We start from the raw sequence: 17365 nt of genomic DNA on the forward strand, positions 1-17365 counted from the left end.
TTAAAAGAGTAAATATGGTTGAATTATGTAAAGACATCTTAACTAAAGTTAGTTTTGATAAGTATCTTTTTCAGAAGGAACTAGAAAAAGCTATTAGATGGATTACGAAGTCTGAAGATTTACAATCTTTCAAAGAATGGTGTATTATTGAATTCGGAGGTATGTATCCGAGTGTATTAAGACAAGCCTTCCACAACTACTAAAAGAATCGGAGGAAGCAAAAAATTGAAAAACCCCGCTTTTGGCGGGGTTTTCTTTTATATATCTTTATTTTGTTTACATCTTAAATACCACACCACCACTTACAAAAGATTTACCATAACCTAATTCTAGGTTAACTCCAATCTTATCTGTGAAATAGTAACGGGCACCTACTTCTGGACCTACAAAAAATAATACGTTAAACCAACCAGGCTCAAAAACATAAGAGATTCCAGATCCCACATTAATTCCAGCATAAATATCTAATTTATCTGCATGGATGTCTTTCCCCTTCTTATCTGCAATGAATTGATAAAAGTGGAAATCGGCTTTAATACCAATTGGGGCTGAAATCATCCCATAACCTCCATAAGCATAGCCATAGCCATAAGGATTCCCATAATATCCTGTTCCCCAACCATAACGACCTCCTTGAATCCCAACAATGAACCCTAAACTCACATAGTCATGAATAGCCCATTCGCCATACACGTTTAAACCTCCATTTGTACTAGACCTCCAAGTAGGCGCATAACCATAAGTTGAACTGTAAGAAGACCAATGATTAATATTAAACATGGAACTACCTACAAAATCTAAAGAAAGTGCAAGATCACCTTTTTTAAACGCTTGTGCTTGTGCATTATTCATTTGGGTGCTAAGAATTAGAGCTACTGCAACAAAACCTATTAAAAACCTTTTCATATATTTTTTTTTACAAATCTAACGGTAAATTGGCACTCGTATTATAAATTCTCATTTAGTTTTTGCACTTTGATATGTTCATTTAGACATTTTGGGCAAAGACAATCGTCATAAGTTACAGCAATAGTAATAGGTGGATGTGTTGAACAATGACACTTTCCAACATTAGCGGCGTTGCATTGGAAATATTGCTGACATTTTGGACAGATTTTGTGAGTTGGAGGCATAATTTATTGGAGTAAATTTAAATACTTGTTAAAATTTGCCGTGACTGAATAGTGATTTTGTATAACCGCCCTTCCTGCTTGCCCAATGGTTTTTCTTAAAGATGAATCTTGCAATAATTTTTCTAAAAACACCATCCATTCTTCTGTGGTTGAGCAGAAAAACCCTGTTTCTTGATGCTTTACTATTTGCTTATTTACACCCACTGGAGAGAGTAGAGTAGGGATCCCCAAAGCCATATATTGTAATGCTTTGAACCCACATTTACCTTGTGCCCATTTATCATCAGCTAATGGCATTAACCCAATTTGAATTTGTGCTAAATCTGCTATTTCAGTAGATTTATTCCAAGGGATATATTGGAGTGATTTTAAATCAAATTTGGGTTCCTGATTAGAAATAACCCTAAAAATAAATGAATAATTATCTTCCAATTTTTGTAGTACGGGTATAATCTCCTCTAAATAGTTCATGGTGGTTAGTGTTCCTGTCCATCCGATAATAATTGGCGTTTTGTCATAGTCCGTAATAAGGTTATGTTGATTCATTAAGTCAATCGTAGTTGGGATTACAGTAACATTCGGATTAAACTGTCGGGAATAATTGGCTAGAAATTCATTTCCTGCACTAATCTTTGAAGCCCATTTCATACAATAATTTACTTTCCAATAAGCTTTCAATCGCTGAAATTTTGCATTGCTTTCACTATAATTAGCCATCCAAATAGCATCATCCAAATCGTAGATAAATTTTCGTTTTAAGATTTTTGCTAAAATCCATTCAAAGATAGGAGGACCTATATGAGCCATTTCTCTATGAATGAATATGATATCATATCTTTTAGTAGTGAATACTTCTTTCCAGCGTCTAAAGAAACTAGCTAAGATATGGAAGGTCTTTTTTATATAACTCCCATCTTTGTAGAGAATGTTCCATGCACTATCACTTAAAAATGCTTTATACTCGATTACATATCCTTCTTTTTCAAATAATTCCAAATATTGTTCAAAACGAAAACGTTGTGAAGGTGCTGTTCCTTTTGGATAAGGGGCAAAAATGACAATTCTTTTTGAATGGATAGTACTCATGAATAATTCAAAAATACTAAAATTCTCACCACTCTACAACAAGCTTCCCAATAGATTCTCCAGATGCTAGAAATTCATGAGCTTGTGCAATGTCTCGTGCATTATAAATGGCTCCTACTTTGGGGTCTAATTTATTTTCTATCGCACGTTGGACTACTGCTTGCAGGCAATTTTGAAGGACGTCTGGTTTATAATCTGCTACTTTAAGCATATTTATTCCAAGAATGCTTTTTGACGTCATCATTAGCGCAATAGGCATCATAAGTCCCATCTTTCGAACAAAATTTAGTTGTGAAAGAATTCCCCATTTTTCTGATAGTTCACTTGCTCCAAATAAAATGAGTTTACCAGTTGGACCAAGCAATTTAAAATCTTTTTTAAAAGTAGAACCAGCAGCAGGATTAAATGAAGCATGTAAGAATTCGGTGCCTAATATACGCTTTACCTCTGCCGAATATTCTGACTTCTTATAATTGACAATATGTTTGACCCCTAAATCCTTGAGATATTCAATCTTATTATTGCTTCCTACTTTAGCAATAATATTTACATCTCTATCTTGTAAAAGCTGGATTAGAGCTGTTCCTACACCACCAGCTGCTGCATGGATAAGCACATTGTCTCCTTTCTGTATAGTTGTAGCCACATGACTCATATAATAGGCAGTCACATATTGAGTTGCCAAACACAGTGCTTTATTTCCATCGTAATCTCCAATTTCTACGATAGCTTTGTATGAAGAATTTACAAGTTGACTATATCCTCCAAATCTTGTAAAAGATATGACACGCTTATTTATCCATTCTTGCGAAACATCCTTTCCTACTTTCACGATTTTTCCAACAACCTCATATCCTAATACACAAGGAAGGGGAGGAGCTTCTCGATACAAACCTTTTCTCGCCTGAACATCGGCATAATTCAATCCAAAACGCTCTACTTCGATCTGTACTTCATCTGATTTAGGTTCGTTTAATAAGACATCTATTATCTTGAATGCCTGTGCAGAATTACCGTATTTGACTAGTTGAATTGCTTTCATATTTACAAATTGGATTGTAAAGATGTGAATTTCTTGTACGACATAAAAGTTTATAATTGTAAATTTGTTTAAAGCATGAAATGGATTAAAAGATTACCTTTACTTTCCAATGAAAAAATTAAAAGTCATTGTATCTGTAACTAACGATTTGTACACTGATCAACGTGTGCATAAGGTATGTTCTTTTCTCCATGAAAATGGATATGATGTGCTATTGGTTGGCAGAAAATTAAAGAATAGCAAAGACATTGATGGGAGACCATATAAAACGTATAGATTTAGATTACCTTTTACGAAAGGAGCCTTCTTTTATATGAGTTATAACCTGAGACTTTTTTGGTTTTTAATTTTCAGAAGATGTGATGTCTTGGTTAGTAATGATTTAGATACTCTCCTGGCAAATTATTGTGCACATAAACTAAAACGTAAATCTCGCTTAGTTTATGATAGTCATGAATTATTCACCGAAGTCCCCGAATTGATATCCCGCCCTAAAGTGCGGAATTTTTGGTTGGCTATTGAAAAACGAATTTTCCCTAAGTTGGATACAATTATAACGGTTAATAAGTCAATTGCACATATATACGCTAAGAAATATCATAAAGATTTGTATGTGGTCCGCAATGTATCCCGTCAATGGAAACCCAGTCAATTACTATCAAAGAAGGAATTGAATTTACCGGAAGATAAATACATAATTATTTTGCAGGGTGCTGGAATTAATGTAGATAGGGGGGCTGAAGAGGCTGTCATGGCAATGAGATATATTGACAATGCATTATTCTTAATTGTTGGGAGCGGAGATGTAATTCCAGAACTTAAGAAATTAGTTGAACGGGAAAATTTGCTTGAGAAGGTTCTTTTTACGGGTCGCGTTCCGTATGAACAAATGATGAATTACACGTATCATGCCGATATTGGTTTGACGTTAGATAAGGATACCAACCCTAATTATCGCTATTCTTTACCAAATAAAGTATTTGATTATATCCATACGGGAACACCTGTTATTAGTTCTGATTTAATAGAATTAAGGAGAGTAATCGAAACTCATCATGTAGGTAAGATTATTCCGTCTCATGAACCAAAAGACATCGCATTAACTATTCGATCCTTGATAGATAATCCTATTGTTCTTCAAGAAATGAAAGAAAACTGTAAAGAAGCAGCGGAAATAGAAAATTGGGAAACGGAATGTGAAGTTTTAAAAAAAATATACCTCTAATCATGTGCACTTTCGCAGAAAAGGCTATCCAATATCATCGAAACCTTACATATTCGGGAGAACTCCCAAAGCAGTTTAAGGTATTAAATCCGTTTTTGGAAAACACTGAGACTCTTGAGGTTATGAGTAAATTTTATACTAAATTTTACAATGATTCGAATCCTAGAAAATTCTTAATTGGAATTAATCCGAGTCGTTTAGGGGCTGGAATTACAGGAGTTCCATTTACAGATACAAAACGTTTAGAAAGCGTTTGTGGTATTAAAATGTTATCAGCAAAAACAAATGAAGTTTCCTCTACTTTTGTGTATCAAATGATAGAAGCGTTTGGGGGAGCAAAAGCATTCTTCAGTCAATATTATATTAATTCTCCTTTTCCATTAGCCCTTCTTCAAGAGAAAAGACCACATGTTTGGTTAAATGCTAATTATTATGATGATATGAAATTATATCAGATGGTAAAAGAGTATATGATTGACAACTTAAGAGAAATTATTAGTTGGGGTATGGATACTGATGAGGTTATTATTTTAGGGAAGAAGAATGCTCGATTTATACAAGATTTGAATAAAGAAGCTCATTTATTTAAGAAAATGACTGTTTTAGAACATCCCCGCTATATTCAACAGTATAAATCAAAAGAACTTGATTTGTATATTGATAAATATCTTATAGCCTTACATACGACTTGATGTTTTTATGTATCTTTAATCTTTAAATATTACAGAATGTTTGCCAATAAGAGTTGTATTCTTTTTTTAATTATTTTTTGGGGGCTTGTTCCTTTTGGAATATCTCAGCGTACGTTACTTTCCAAAGTACGTATCCATATAGGAAATGGAAAAGTGATTAATCAAGGTCTTGTTGGGATTGAAGGTGAAAATATCGTATTGGTTGAGAATGCGTTAACTTTTCCAATAGACAAATCAAAATGGGATACAATTATTGACTTAAAAGGACAAGATTTATATCCTGGTTTTATTGCGATGAACAGTATCTTGGGCTTAACAGACATTGATGCCATACGCGCCACTAGAGACTATAATGAAATAGGTGAATATAACCCAAATATACGTGGTGCTGTTGCTTTCTCTACAGATTCAGAGATAATTGCTACGGTGAAAACTAATGGTGTTTTATATGCACAGATTGCACCGCGTGGCGGGGTAATCTCTGGAAGTTCTTCTCTTATGAAAATGGAAGCATGGGATTGGAAAGATGCCCTTGTAAAAGCAGATGAAGGAATCCATTTATATTGGCCTTCTACCATAAAAGGTGGGGGATGGTGGGCACAACCTTCTTCAATTAAGCCTAATGATAAATATTCTGAGGATATGCTTCAAATTTATCAATTTTTTAAAATGGCTAAAGTTTATCATGGTTCTTCTAAAAATTCTGATTTGCGTTTAGAAGCTATGAAAGGTATCTTTGACGGTAAAACAAAATTATATATACATGCGGATGATTTAAGAGCATTATTAGATATTATTGATTTTAAAAGAGAATATGCTATTAAAAATATTGTAATTGTTGGCGGTTATGATAGTTACAAAATAGCTGACCAATTGATTGAGGTGAATATTCCTATTGTTTTAAGGGGTATGCATGCACTACCAAAGTATGAGGATGACCCTGTTGATTTATCCTATAGAATTCCCGCTATGTTACAAGAAGCCGGATTATTATTTTGTATTCAGAATACGGGAAGTATGGAGACCATTAATGAACGAAATTTACCTTTCCTTACTGGAACTGCTATGGCTTATGGATTATCCGAAGAAGATGCTGTAGCTGCCATTTCACTCAATGCGGCAAAAATATTAGGAGTAGATGACTCTATTGGAAGTATTGAGAAGGGAAAGAAAGCTACTTTATTTGTGAGTCAAGGAAATGCCTTAGAAATGAAATCAAATCAGCTGGTTTTAGCCATGATTGATGGTAAGTTTATCTCGCTTGACAATCACCAAACTGCTTTGTATAAAAAATATCAAAGACGTTACCAACAGAGATAGTTTTCAATCATTCGATTCTGAATCTTCCTAAAGTTTTTTCTTTTATAACTCGTTAGCATGTATAAATACTAATAAAATCACTTATTTCTACATGCAAAACGGTTTTTAAAATAACGCCAAGTATTAGTCTGTATTTCTTTGATTGAGATATTCTTTATCGAAAAATATTTTTAAATTACTTATATCTATTATGTTCTGTTAATCTCCAATGAAATAAGATACCTACTATCCTGCTATTTTTATTTGATGATATATGCCTAAAAAAAACGCCCGAATTTCTTCGAGCATTTATAAGTTTAATGGTGATTACTTCCCTCATCAAATTCCCCTTCTTTCAAAGGAACTGTTTGAGGAACAAAGTCATCTTCATATCCAGGCTTAGAATAATCATATGGCCAACGATATACGGTAGGTAATTCACCAGGCCAGTTACCATGTCCAGGTTCAGCAGTTGGAGTTGTCCACTCCAATGTATTTGCTTTCCATGGGTTTAAAGAAGCCTTAGGTCCTTTCCAAATACTGTAGAAGAAATTGAAAATAAAGAACGCCTGACCAAATGCTCCTAAAATAGCAAAGAGTGTAATTACAACGTTTAAGTCTAAAATCATATCAAATGCTTTCGGATTGAATGTTTCAAATACAGAGTTATCATAATATCTTCTTGGTACTCCAGCTAATCCCACAAAGTGCATAGGCATAAACACACCATATCCTGCTGTTATTGTAATCCAGAAGTGCGCATATCCCATTCGGGTGTTCATCATTCTACCATACATTTTAGGGAACCAGTGGTAAACACCAGCAAACATTCCATAAATAGCTGATAATCCCATTACAACGTGGAAGTGTGCTACTACAAAGTATGTATCATGCACGTGGATATCTAATGAAGAATCTGCTAGAATCATTCCGGTAACACCTCCTGAGATAAAAGTTGAAATCATACCTACAGAGAACAACATCGCTGGAGTATATATGATTGAACCTCTCCAAAGAGTTGTTAAGTAGTTAAATACTTTAACAGCTGATGGAATAGCAATCAATAAAGTTGTAAATACGAACACACTACCTAAGAATGGATCCATACCAGATACGAACATGTGGTGCGCCCAAACGATAAAGGATAAGAATCCGATAGTCATTAATGAACCTGCCATTGCTCTGTACCCGAATATTGGTTTTCTTGAATTTATAGATACTATTTCAGAGGTAATACCTAGAGCAGGTAATACAACGATATATACTTCAGGGTGACCCAAGAACCAGAATAAGTGCTCATAAAGGAGTGGTGAACCTCCTACATTATCTAGCATTTCTCCTCCAATCACAATGTCAGATAAATAGAAAGAAGTTCCAAATACTCTATCCATTACTAACAATAACACTGCAGATAATAAAACAGGGAAAGCAAGTAAACCAACTATTGCGGCAATAAGAATAGCCCAAATTGTTAGTGGCATACGTGTAAATGTCATTCCTTTCGTTCTTAAATTGATAATGGTAGCAATATAGTTTAGATTACCAATTAAAGAAGATGCAATAAATAAGGATAGGGATATAATCCAAAGTGTCATTCCTAATCCGGATCCTGATATTGCTTGTGGTAAAGAGGATAACGGTGGATATACTGTCCAACCTCCCATAGCAGGTCCAGTTTCAACAAATAGAGATACTAGCATTACTACTGCTGCTACATTGAAAAGCCAACAAGATAGCATGTTCATAAATCCAGAAGCCATGTCTCTTGCACCTAATTGCAATGGTATTAATGTGTTTGCAAATGTTCCTGTTAATCCACCAGTTAATACAAAGAATACCATGATGGTTCCATGAAGGGTAACGAGACCTAGATACATATCTTGGTTTAACACTCCGTTTGGTGCCCATCTGTCACCCAAGAACATATTTAGAAGATCTGATGATTCTTCTGGCCAAGCGAGTTGGATTCGGAAGAAAACAGATAGCATCATTCCTACTACACCCATAAAAATAGCTGTCATTAAGAACTGCTTACCAATTGTTTTGTGATCGTAAGAGAAAATGTATTTGGATACAAAACTCTCTTCATGATGATCATGCTCGAAATTTGCTTCGTGAGTTAATGTTGTCATCGGTTTTTATTTAAGTTTTTTTTAAAATTTAATTATTTCTTATCTACGCTAGCTGCGATGGATTCGTAGTATTTCAATAATTCTTGTTCATTAGCTTTCACCCATTTTTCTCCATTATATGTGGCTTTTGATTTTTGCCATTGTAGGTATTCTTTTGGGCCTAATACTTTAATTGACATTTTCATTTTATAGTGAGATCCCCCACATACTTTATTACATAATAAAGCATATTCCCATGTTGGGTCATTTGTTTTCTGTTTCATTTCTTCAGTTGTATAAATTGGCTGAAGAGGGAAATAAGTTATCATTCCAGGGATTGTATTCATCTGCAATCTGAAATGAGGCATGTATGCACTATGAATTACATCTTTTGATCTGAAGTGTAAGTTATATTTTTGTCCCTTTAAAAGAACTAAGCTATCAGCTAGAATTACGTCATCATTTACTAATGCATCTAGTGAATCATTATACGTTACGGACATTGCTTCTAAAACACGAATCATTCTTTCCTTGCGAGCTAGTTCTGTTTCGTATTTTTTTCTGTCTTTTGCTGACATAGCAATTGTTGGATCATTTAATTTAGCTTCCAACATGCTTATTCCTTCACTTCCTGGTTGACCATTTTTCATTAATTCTAATGAGGCAGCTATGTTTTCTCTTGTCATTAAGCCATAAGGATTAAGGTCAGTTGTTAACTTATAATCAAATTTACCTAATTTGTTATTTGCTCCTGCATATCTAGCAGTCCATGCGAATTGATAAGAGATAATTTCAATGTTTTCTACTTCACCTCTCATTCTGAAAGTATCATTCCATGTCTTTAATCCTAAAATTACGACAATGGTAACTACTGCAGCTGGTATTACTGTCCATACCATCTCCAAGGTATTATTATGAGGATAATAGTAGGCCTTAACTCCTTCTTTTCTAACGTATCTTCTTGAGAAATAAAACAATACGCCCATGAAGATAAAGATAACCAACAAAACAATAGTATATTGAACATCGAATAATAAGTCGATAGCCTTGCCACTTGTAGAAGCAGCTGGTCCCATATTACCATATCCATATGCTACTAATAAATATATTAGGGTACCAAATAATATTGCACCAAATACTACTATTAAGTTGGCATTAAATAGATTTTCACTTTGCGGTATTTCGCCAGGTTCTCTATTTGCCTTTTTGTGAACTAATTCGCTCACACGCATTAGTTGGGCTACTGCAATTGCTCCTAGGACAATCACTAGTAAAATAATAAATTTATCCATCAGTTTTTGTTTAAATTTTACTTTTTAAATTTTGATTAAGTGGGTTAAGTCGGAATTGATTCAAAGTTTAGATCTCGTGATGTAGAGATTCTTCCATAAATGGCTCATTCTTACTAACAAGAGGTGCTTTTGCTAATCTCATTAGAATTACGCGAGTGAATAAGCCTAGGAAAAGAACTCCCATTCCGATTTCTAAAACTCCAAAATTTGCTGCAGGTCCCATAGAACCTCCAAATATCATTAACCATACATCAAACCAATGTCCAATAATAATAAGAACACCAATGAAAGTTAATATTCCTGTACTTCTTTTAGCATCTCTTGACATTAATAAAAGCATAGGAAAAATGAAATTAATAATGAACATACCAAAGAACATTACTTTGAATTCGTTTATTCTAGTTAAATAGTAAGTAACCTCTTCTGGCATATCACTGTACCAAATTAACATAAATTGAGCGAACCATAAGTAAGACCATAGGAATGATAATGAGAAAATCCATTTACCAACATCGTGTATATGACTATCGTTTAACTTAGGCATATATCCTTGACTTTTTAGGTGAGTTAATACTAAGATTAATACAACCATTCCTGTTAGCCAAGCTCCTGAGAAAGTGTACCATCCAAAAATAGTTGAATGCCAGTGAATATCAATAGACATTACCCAATCCCATGCACTTGTAGAACTAAAGAAAGCATAAACACCTAAGAATAACGCTCCTCTGTAATAGTTTTTGTAGTGTAAATCCAATGCGTTTGCCGGATTGTTATCTTGTAATTCCGATCTCTTCATGAATCCTCTCCACATGATATAATATACAACCATATAAAGTGCAGTTCTAATCCAGAAATAAAGTGGATTCATGTATTGCGATTTATGCGCAATCACTTCGTCGTAATGATGACTACCTTCTGTGGTGTATGCAGGATCCATCCACAAATAAATACCTCCACCTTTCATAAAAGATAAAGTAATAAGCGTTGCCAACATAATAACAATTCCTACCGGTAGATATCCCGTAACTGCTTCAATAGGTCTTTTGATATAAGCAAACCATCCTACCTCTGCAGCATATTGAAGTGCTAAGAAAAATAATGCACCTAAGGAAATAGCCATGAAGAAGAAGCTATTTGCTAATAGATTACCCATTAATCTTGTCATAAATAAGGATTCACCAGAAGTCATGATTATTCCTACAATCATCAACACAAGACCGCCAGCAATTAATGCTGTTGTCACTGTTTTTGTCTTTTTCGAAATTTGATAATCCATTGTATATAAGTATTTCTAGTTTTTTATTTTATTTAACAATTTCTGCAGTTTCATCAGAAACTGTTGTTGAATCTGTAGCCTCTACAGGATTTCCTGCTCCTTCTGTACCATAGTTGTCAATTCTGAACTTATTGATATAGTGAACTAGAGTCCAGATTTCTTTGTTATTTAGTTGCATTGCATGTGCTCCCATCATTCCTTTACCATAGTAGATAGAATAGAAAAGTTGTCCATCTTTTAAAGATTGAAGGTTTTTGTAATTAGGAACCCCTGCATACGAACCGTTTTCTACAATCTGACCTTTTCCATCTCCTTTTTCACCATGACAGTGTATACAGTTGATATCATATAATCTTTTACCCTCTTTAAAAATAGCTTCTTGGTTTTCAGCTGTTAATACGATAGGGTTAACATCTTCTGCAGAGGTAAAATAATCCCCCATAGCATCATCGCTTAACAACCAACCATCTTGAGGAAATAAGTTATGTGTTTTAGATGCAAATTTACTAGCTCTTCTATGGTAAGGTAGATACATTTCCCATCCTTCTGCATTTCCATGATATGGAATTGTATAAACTGGAGGTACTTTAGCTGATTGAACAGTTGTATATTCAGTTTTTTCTCTATCCTTTATCCATCCGTAATCTACGTAAGGTTCAACTGCAGGTGAACGATACATATCGGGCATAAACTCAAACCCTGGTGAATCTTTATCAGATATACAAGAAGAAAGTGCTCCTATTCCAAGCGCGATTATGAATAATCTGTATGATATTGCCTTTATTGTTCTTTTCATGGCAAGTATTTATTTAATAAATTTTTGATCGAATTCTATAACTCCAGTTTCCATTAACATTTTTTCTAACTCTTCAGCAGAAAATTGTTGGTTCTGGTCTAATCTTAACTCTATTACGAATCTATCACTAGTTGTTCGAGGGTCTGGATTGTCAGCTGGCATTCCCGGTATTGTTTTATTCACTAATAAATAAGTAATTGCCATAGCATGTGCTGCAAATAATACAGTCATTTCAAAAGAGATTGGAATAAATGCTAATAAATTACCCAAAAGTGTAAAGCTTGGTTTACCACCGATATTTAATGGCCAATCATAAATCATGAAATACCACATTCCTAATATTGCTAATGATAAACCTGTTAATCCATATAGGAAAGACATAATTCCTAATCTTGTTTCTTTTAATCCAATGATTGGATCTATTCCATGGATAGGAAATGGTGAAAATACTTCAGCCACTTTAACACCCTTAGAAACTAATTTCTTAGCTCCATCTTTTAGGACATCATCATCATTATACATCCCGTAAAATACTACGTTTGATTTCATGTCTTCTTTATTATCGTTTTTTAATTATGTTCTTCGTTTGTTTGTTCTGATTGGTCATTATGAGAATGACTATCGTGACTAACTGCTTTTGCTAAATGTTGTTCTTCCAATGAATATGCACCTGAAGTAGCCTTTCCATCTTTAAATGATTCTCCAGAAGATTTCAATATAGTTTTTACTTCTGCTATTGGTAAAACTGGGAAGTAACGAGCAAATAAAAGGTAGAATACAGAGAAAATTCCTAATGTTCCAACATAAATAGCAATATCTATGTGAGAAGGATAGAACATTCTCCAGCTAGATGGTAGGAAGTCTTGATGTAAACAAATTACAATGATATCAAAACGTTCAAACCACATACCTATATTTACAAAAATTGAGATAATCCAAGCAGCTACGAAATTGGTTCTTACTTTTCTAAACCAATTTAAACCTGGTATCATTACGTTACATAAAATTAATAACCAGAATGCCCACCAGTATTTTCCAGTTGCAGCTCCATATGACATATATGTATAAGCTTCATATTCTACACCTGTGTACCATCCTACGAAAAATTCAGTAGCATAAGCAACAGCTACGATACCACCTGTTACTACCATTACGATACCGATGTAATCCATATGTTTTTTAGTGATATATGCCTCTAAATGGAAAGCCTTACGTACAATTAACATCAATGTGGTTACCATTGCAAATCCTGAGAATACCGCACCTGCAACGAAGTAAGGCGGGTAAATAGTTGAGTGCCAACCTGGAACAATTGATGTAGCAAAGTCCATTGATACAATTGAGTGAACTGAGAATACAAGTGGTGTTGCTAAACCTGCAAGAACTAATGATACAGTTTCAAATCTTTGCCAGTGTTTTGCTTTCCCAGACCATCCAAAAGATAGTATTGAATACATTTTCTTTGCAACTGGTTTCTTTGCTCTATCTCGGATAGTAGCAAAGTCAGGAATTAATCCAATGTACCAGAACACTAATGATACAGAAAGATATGTTGAGATTGCAAATACGTCCCAAAGTAGTGCAGAGTTAAAGTTAGGCCACAATGAACCAAAATGATTTGGAAGTGGAACAACCCAATATCCTACCCATAGACGACCCATGTGAATTAATGGGAATAAAGCTGCCATAAATACAGCAAAAATTGTCATTGCCTCTGCAGATCTATTAATCGCCATTCTCCATTTTTGACGGAATAATAACAATACGGCTGAAATTAATGTACCAGCGTGTCCAATTCCGACCCACCATACGAAGTTGGTAATATCCCAAGCCCAGTTAATAGTTTTATTTAATCCCCAAGTACCAATACCTGTTCCAAGCAGATACAAAATAGCTCCTATTCCGTATAGTGCTATAATAGACGCAATGGTAAATAAAACATACCATGTCTTAGGTGCTTTTCCTTCTATTGGTCCACAAATGTCATCCGAAATATCTTTGTAGGATTTGTGACCTAAAATGAGGGGTTCTCTAATTGCCGCTTCTTTATGCATTACAATAATTTTTTATTGTTTCTATTCTTTTTAACCTTTATCTTTAATGATCTTGATGATCTTTTTTTGCTTGTATTCCAGCTAATACATCATTCTCGTTATTACGTACTTTTGTTTGATACCATACATTTGGTTTGGTTCCTATTTCAGCTAATGCTTGATATGAACGTTTATGATCTGAAATTTTTCTAACTGCAGAGTTTGGATCATTCCAGTCTCCTACTATGATTGCATTTGTAGGACAAGCATCTTGACAAGCTGTAGTTACATCTCCATCTTTTACTGGTCTTCCAGCCTTCTTAGCTTCTAACTTACCTTCTTGTACTCTTTGAACACAGAATGAACATTTTTCCATGACACCTCTTGTTCTGATAGTTACATCTGGGTTAAGCACTAATCTTCCCATTTCATCTTGAGCAGGGTTAACTTCGTTAAATTTCTTATAAGAAGGATAATTGAACCAGTTAAATCTTCTTACTTTATAAGGACAGTTGTTCGCACAATAACGTGTACCAATACAACGGTTATATGTCATTTGGTTTAAGCCTTCATCAGAGTGAGTGGTTGCAGAAACTGGACATACTGTTTCACATGGTGCATGATTACAATGCTGACACATCATAGGTTGGTGAATAACCATTGGATTTTCTGCTGGTTTCTCAGCTTTCTTATATCCAAAGTCAGCTTCATTTATTCTTTGACCTATAGCAGCCTCTTCTTCAGAAGCATAATAGCGGTCAATTCTCAACCAGTGCATTTCACGTCCTCTTCTCACTTCATCTTTTCCAACAACTGGAATGTTGTTTTCAGCCTGACAAGCAATTAGACATGCACTACATCCGAAACAGTTGTTTAGGTCAATTGTCATTCCCCAACGGTGACCAACATTTTCAATTGGATGCGCATCCCATAAATCGAACTCCTCAATAGGAGCAGTTACGTGATTAGCATTTTTGTCCAATTTAACCATAGTCCACTCTGGATTGTATGCATCTCTTGAGTGTGAACTATAAATATCTAAAGTTGTTTCTCTGATTACAGAATTTCTTCCCATAACGGTTCTTGAAATCTGAGTAGTTGCAATTGCGTATGAAGCATTTGCGTTTACTACTGTACCTGTAGCAGTATACTCAAAATTATTTCCTTCAGTAGAAACCCATTTAAATGCATTTTTACCAACAGGAATTGGGTTACCATTTTTATCGGTAGCGTGACCTCCATATTCTTTTGTTTGGAAGGCAGCCTTTCCGATTTTAGCACCTCCTTCACCACGTCCATAACCTAGGGCAACACCAACAGTGTTTGGCGCTTGTCCTGGTGAAGGGAATACGGGTAAATCATAAGATACATCACCTACTGTAATTTTAGCCAAACTAGCTCCATGTTCCTGATCAATGTTAATAGCATATCCTGCTTTTTCCATTTCTGTTGGGTTCATGGTAATATAGTTATCCCAAGTTACTTTTGTAATTGGGTCTGGCATTTCTTGTAACCAAGGGTTTGCTGCTTGAGAACCATCTCTTATTGCAGCTTTTTGGTAGAATACTACTTCTAAATCTCCAGCTTTTGGAAGATTAGATGAACTTATAGCGTCATCATTAAATTCTGGATTGCTAGCAGCTGTAATTTCTTTTGTATAAATGGAATTATGTACAGATTTATTCCAGAAAATATCAAAATTTTCTTCTCCATTTAACCCCATCTCTTTCCAATTTTCTTTTATATAGTCATGGAATACAGTACTGTCTTTTCCAGCTCTGCTAGCTTTATTAGCCCATACCAAAAAAGATTCTTGTGCTCCAATTGTATCGTATAATGGACGAATAGTTGGTTGAGCTATTGCTAATTCATTTGCTTTTGGTGCATAATCATTCCAAGATTCCAATGCATGGCTATCAGGCATGATATATTGACAACGCATTGCTGTTTCATCCATATATCCAGATAACGAAACAGTTAAGGTTGTATTAGCCAATGCTTCTGCAAATGCTGCTCCATTAGGAAGTGAATATGCAGGATTGGTACCATAGAAGAAAATAGCATCAGGACCTTTTCCTGCAACTACTTCTCCTGCTAATTTTATTATCTTTTCGTCCTCTGAAGCAAACAACAATATAGGATTGTTTAGGTTGATAATTGAGTTATATGCTCCTATGATGTGATTAATTTTATTTACTAAAACTTGAATTCCAGCATTATTAGAACCAGATACAACTAAACCACCTCCGTCTTTTAATCTGTTAATAATTTCTTCAATAATAGCATTATCTACAGTATCAGCAATATTTGCAGAGATACCGTTTGCATTTCCACCTAATCTTTGGATGATAGTGGCTAAAATTCCAGCCTCGTCTGAAGGTTTAATCATTGCACGTACATCTGCATTAGAACCAGTAATAGACATATTTGACTCTAATTGATAATGCTTGCTCATCCAATCTCCATCAGGATTACGTCTCATTGCATATTGTCCTGCATATTGTGAAGATAATAACCATGTACTTAAGAAATCAGCGCCAAAACTTACAATTGTTTTAGCTTTTGAGAAATCATAATCAGGGATTACAGCTTGTCCAAATGATAATTCGTTTGCTTTTCTGATTCCTGAGTAGGAAATGGCATCATATTGAATATGTTCAAATGTTGCTCCGTTTGAAGGTGTAGATACGTCAGATCCATCTTCAGTTGCAGTTGCTTCACCACCTGTGATAAAGTTTCCAAATTCTTGGATTGCTTTATATGTAGATGGAGATGCAATAGTATTAGATACTAAAACAACTTTTCCTTTCTTATTTTTAATTTTAGCTAATTCAGTAGTAATTTCTTTATCTGCATCTGCAGTTGCGATTCCTAATCCACCTTTAAATGCAAATTGAAGTCTTGATTCATTATATAATGAGAGAACAGAAGCTAAAACAACTGGAGAAGCTCCTCCAAAGTTAAATCCAGCATCTTTATTCCCTTTAATAAAGATAGGGCGCCCTTCTCTTGTCTTTACTAAAATGTTTGCATAGCTTGTTCCATCATAATAGGTAGAAGCATACCAAGTAGCAACACCTGGTGTAACATTTACAGGTTTATTTACATAAGGTACAACTTTAGTTACCGGAGTCTCACAAGCTGCGACAGTTGCTGCTGCGACACTAAAACCTAAGAATTTTAAGAAGTTTCTTCTAGATGTAGAAGATTCTGCTACTTCCTCATCTCCTAAAAACTCTTCAACAGAAACTACATCTTGACCAAACTCATCTTCTTTTGTTCTTAAGAACTCTGATGTTTCATTTAGTTCTTCAAGACCTTTCCAATATTTTTTGCCCATTGCTTTATATATTATTTAGCGATCAAAAACTTAATCTTAT

General features: G+C 34.6%; 14 protein-coding genes. 4 read left to right on the forward strand and 10 right to left on the reverse strand.

Annotation, left to right across the window (positions count from 1 at the left end):
- The first annotated feature begins 14 nt into the window (after positions 1-14).
- On the forward strand, positions 15-203 hold the full coding sequence (locus tag M9897_11680; GenBank protein ID MCO5269540.1) for a hypothetical protein: 189 nt from the start codon (positions 15-17) through the stop codon (positions 201-203).
- A 73-nt stretch (positions 204-276) separates the two neighbouring features.
- Here M9897_11680 and M9897_11685 read toward each other — a convergent pair whose 3' ends face one another.
- The 3 genes from M9897_11685 to M9897_11695 form a co-directional block, all read right to left on the reverse strand.
- Positions 277-906 carry a hypothetical protein gene (locus M9897_11685; protein MCO5269541.1) on the reverse strand — a complete coding sequence of 210 codons (630 nt, stop codon included), beginning with the start codon at positions 904-906 and terminating at the stop codon, positions 277-279.
- Between the two features lie 230 nt (positions 907-1136).
- On the reverse strand, positions 1137-2219 hold the full coding sequence (locus M9897_11690) for a glycosyltransferase (protein MCO5269542.1): 1083 nt from the start codon (positions 2217-2219) through the stop codon (positions 1137-1139).
- A gap of 25 nt (positions 2220-2244) precedes the next feature.
- Entirely contained in the window at positions 2245-3261 is a 1017-nt protein-coding gene (locus M9897_11695; protein ID MCO5269543.1) for a zinc-binding dehydrogenase, read from the reverse strand.
- 109 nt (positions 3262-3370) lie between these two features.
- Here M9897_11695 and M9897_11700 point away from each other — a divergent pair, with 109 nt between their 5' ends.
- The 3 genes from M9897_11700 to M9897_11710 are packed head-to-tail and all read left to right on the forward strand — an operon-like array spanning position 3371 to position 6498.
- Positions 3371-4486, forward strand: coding sequence for a glycosyltransferase family 4 protein (locus M9897_11700; GenBank protein MCO5269544.1), 1116 nt, complete (start codon positions 3371-3373; stop codon positions 4484-4486).
- Between the two features lie 2 nt (positions 4487-4488).
- Positions 4489-5178, forward strand: coding sequence for an SMUG2 DNA glycosylase family protein (locus M9897_11705; GenBank protein ID MCO5269545.1), 690 nt, complete (start codon positions 4489-4491; stop codon positions 5176-5178).
- Positions 5179-5214: 36 nt separating this feature from the next.
- Complete coding sequence (locus tag M9897_11710; GenBank protein ID MCO5269546.1) at positions 5215-6498, forward strand: amidohydrolase family protein; 1284 nt, start codon at positions 5215-5217, stop codon at positions 6496-6498.
- A 296-nt stretch (positions 6499-6794) separates the two neighbouring features.
- Here M9897_11710 and M9897_11715 read toward each other — a convergent pair whose 3' ends face one another.
- The 7 genes from M9897_11715 to M9897_11745 all read right to left on the reverse strand — a co-directional run bounded on the left by M9897_11715 (position 6795) and on the right by M9897_11745 (position 17325).
- Positions 6795-8609: a cbb3-type cytochrome c oxidase subunit I gene (locus M9897_11715; protein MCO5269547.1), complete on the reverse strand. Its 1815-nt coding sequence runs from the start codon at positions 8607-8609 to the stop codon at positions 6795-6797.
- 32 nt (positions 8610-8641) lie between these two features.
- Entirely contained in the window at positions 8642-9880 is a 1239-nt protein-coding gene (locus M9897_11720; GenBank protein ID MCO5269548.1) for a cytochrome c oxidase subunit II, read from the reverse strand.
- Positions 9881-9947: 67 nt separating this feature from the next.
- The gene (locus M9897_11725; GenBank protein MCO5269549.1) at positions 9948-11123 is read right to left on the reverse strand and encodes a quinol:cytochrome C oxidoreductase; all 1176 of its coding nucleotides are present in this window, start codon (positions 11121-11123) and stop codon (positions 9948-9950) included.
- Between the two features lie 61 nt (positions 11124-11184).
- Positions 11185-11952: a cytochrome c gene (locus M9897_11730; GenBank protein MCO5269550.1), complete on the reverse strand. Its 768-nt coding sequence runs from the start codon at positions 11950-11952 to the stop codon at positions 11185-11187.
- Between the two features lie 9 nt (positions 11953-11961).
- Positions 11962-12501 carry a DUF3341 domain-containing protein gene (locus tag M9897_11735; GenBank protein MCO5269551.1) on the reverse strand — a complete coding sequence of 180 codons (540 nt, stop codon included), beginning with the start codon at positions 12499-12501 and terminating at the stop codon, positions 11962-11964.
- A 20-nt stretch (positions 12502-12521) separates the two neighbouring features.
- Positions 12522-14006: a polysulfide reductase NrfD gene (nrfD, locus tag M9897_11740; GenBank protein ID MCO5269552.1), complete on the reverse strand. Its 1485-nt coding sequence runs from the start codon at positions 14004-14006 to the stop codon at positions 12522-12524.
- Positions 14007-14049: 43 nt separating this feature from the next.
- Positions 14050-17325 (reverse strand): TAT-variant-translocated molybdopterin oxidoreductase, encoded by a 3276-nt coding sequence (locus tag M9897_11745; GenBank protein ID MCO5269553.1) that lies wholly within the window; start codon positions 17323-17325, stop codon positions 14050-14052.
- Between the last annotated feature and the right edge of the window lie 40 nt (positions 17326-17365).

It is taken from the genome of Brumimicrobium sp. (assembly GCA_023957385.1).
In the GTDB taxonomy this organism is placed as follows: Bacteria; Bacteroidota; Bacteroidia; order Flavobacteriales_D; family Crocinitomicaceae; genus Brumimicrobium.

Excerpts from the sequence above, each read along its gene's own strand:
- M9897_11710 (MCO5269546.1), top strand. The coding sequence starts at position 5,215 with ATGTTTGCCAATAAGAGTTGTATTCTTTTTTTAATTATTTTTTGGGGG.
- M9897_11690 (MCO5269542.1), bottom strand. The coding sequence starts at position 2,219 with ATGAGTACTATCCATTCAAAAAGAATTGTCATTTTTGCCCCTTATCCA.
- M9897_11720 (MCO5269548.1), bottom strand. The coding sequence starts at position 9,880 with ATGGATAAATTTATTATTTTACTAGTGATTGTCCTAGGAGCAATTGCA.
- nrfD (MCO5269552.1), bottom strand. The coding sequence starts at position 14,006 with ATGCATAAAGAAGCGGCAATTAGAGAACCCCTCATTTTAGGTCACAAA.
- M9897_11685 (MCO5269541.1), bottom strand. The coding sequence starts at position 906 with ATGAAAAGGTTTTTAATAGGTTTTGTTGCAGTAGCTCTAATTCTTAGC.
- M9897_11705 (MCO5269545.1), top strand. The coding sequence starts at position 4,489 with ATGTGCACTTTCGCAGAAAAGGCTATCCAATATCATCGAAACCTTACA.
- M9897_11695 (MCO5269543.1), bottom strand. The coding sequence starts at position 3,261 with ATGAAAGCAATTCAACTAGTCAAATACGGTAATTCTGCACAGGCATTC.
- M9897_11730 (MCO5269550.1), bottom strand. The coding sequence starts at position 11,952 with ATGAAAAGAACAATAAAGGCAATATCATACAGATTATTCATAATCGCG.
- M9897_11715 (MCO5269547.1), bottom strand. The coding sequence starts at position 8,609 with ATGACAACATTAACTCACGAAGCAAATTTCGAGCATGATCATCATGAA.
- M9897_11680 (MCO5269540.1), top strand. The coding sequence starts at position 15 with ATGGTTGAATTATGTAAAGACATCTTAACTAAAGTTAGTTTTGATAAG.
- M9897_11735 (MCO5269551.1), bottom strand. The coding sequence starts at position 12,501 with ATGAAATCAAACGTAGTATTTTACGGGATGTATAATGATGATGATGTC.
- M9897_11745 (MCO5269553.1), bottom strand. The coding sequence starts at position 17,325 with ATGGGCAAAAAATATTGGAAAGGTCTTGAAGAACTAAATGAAACATCA.
- M9897_11700 (MCO5269544.1), top strand. The coding sequence starts at position 3,371 with ATGAAAAAATTAAAAGTCATTGTATCTGTAACTAACGATTTGTACACT.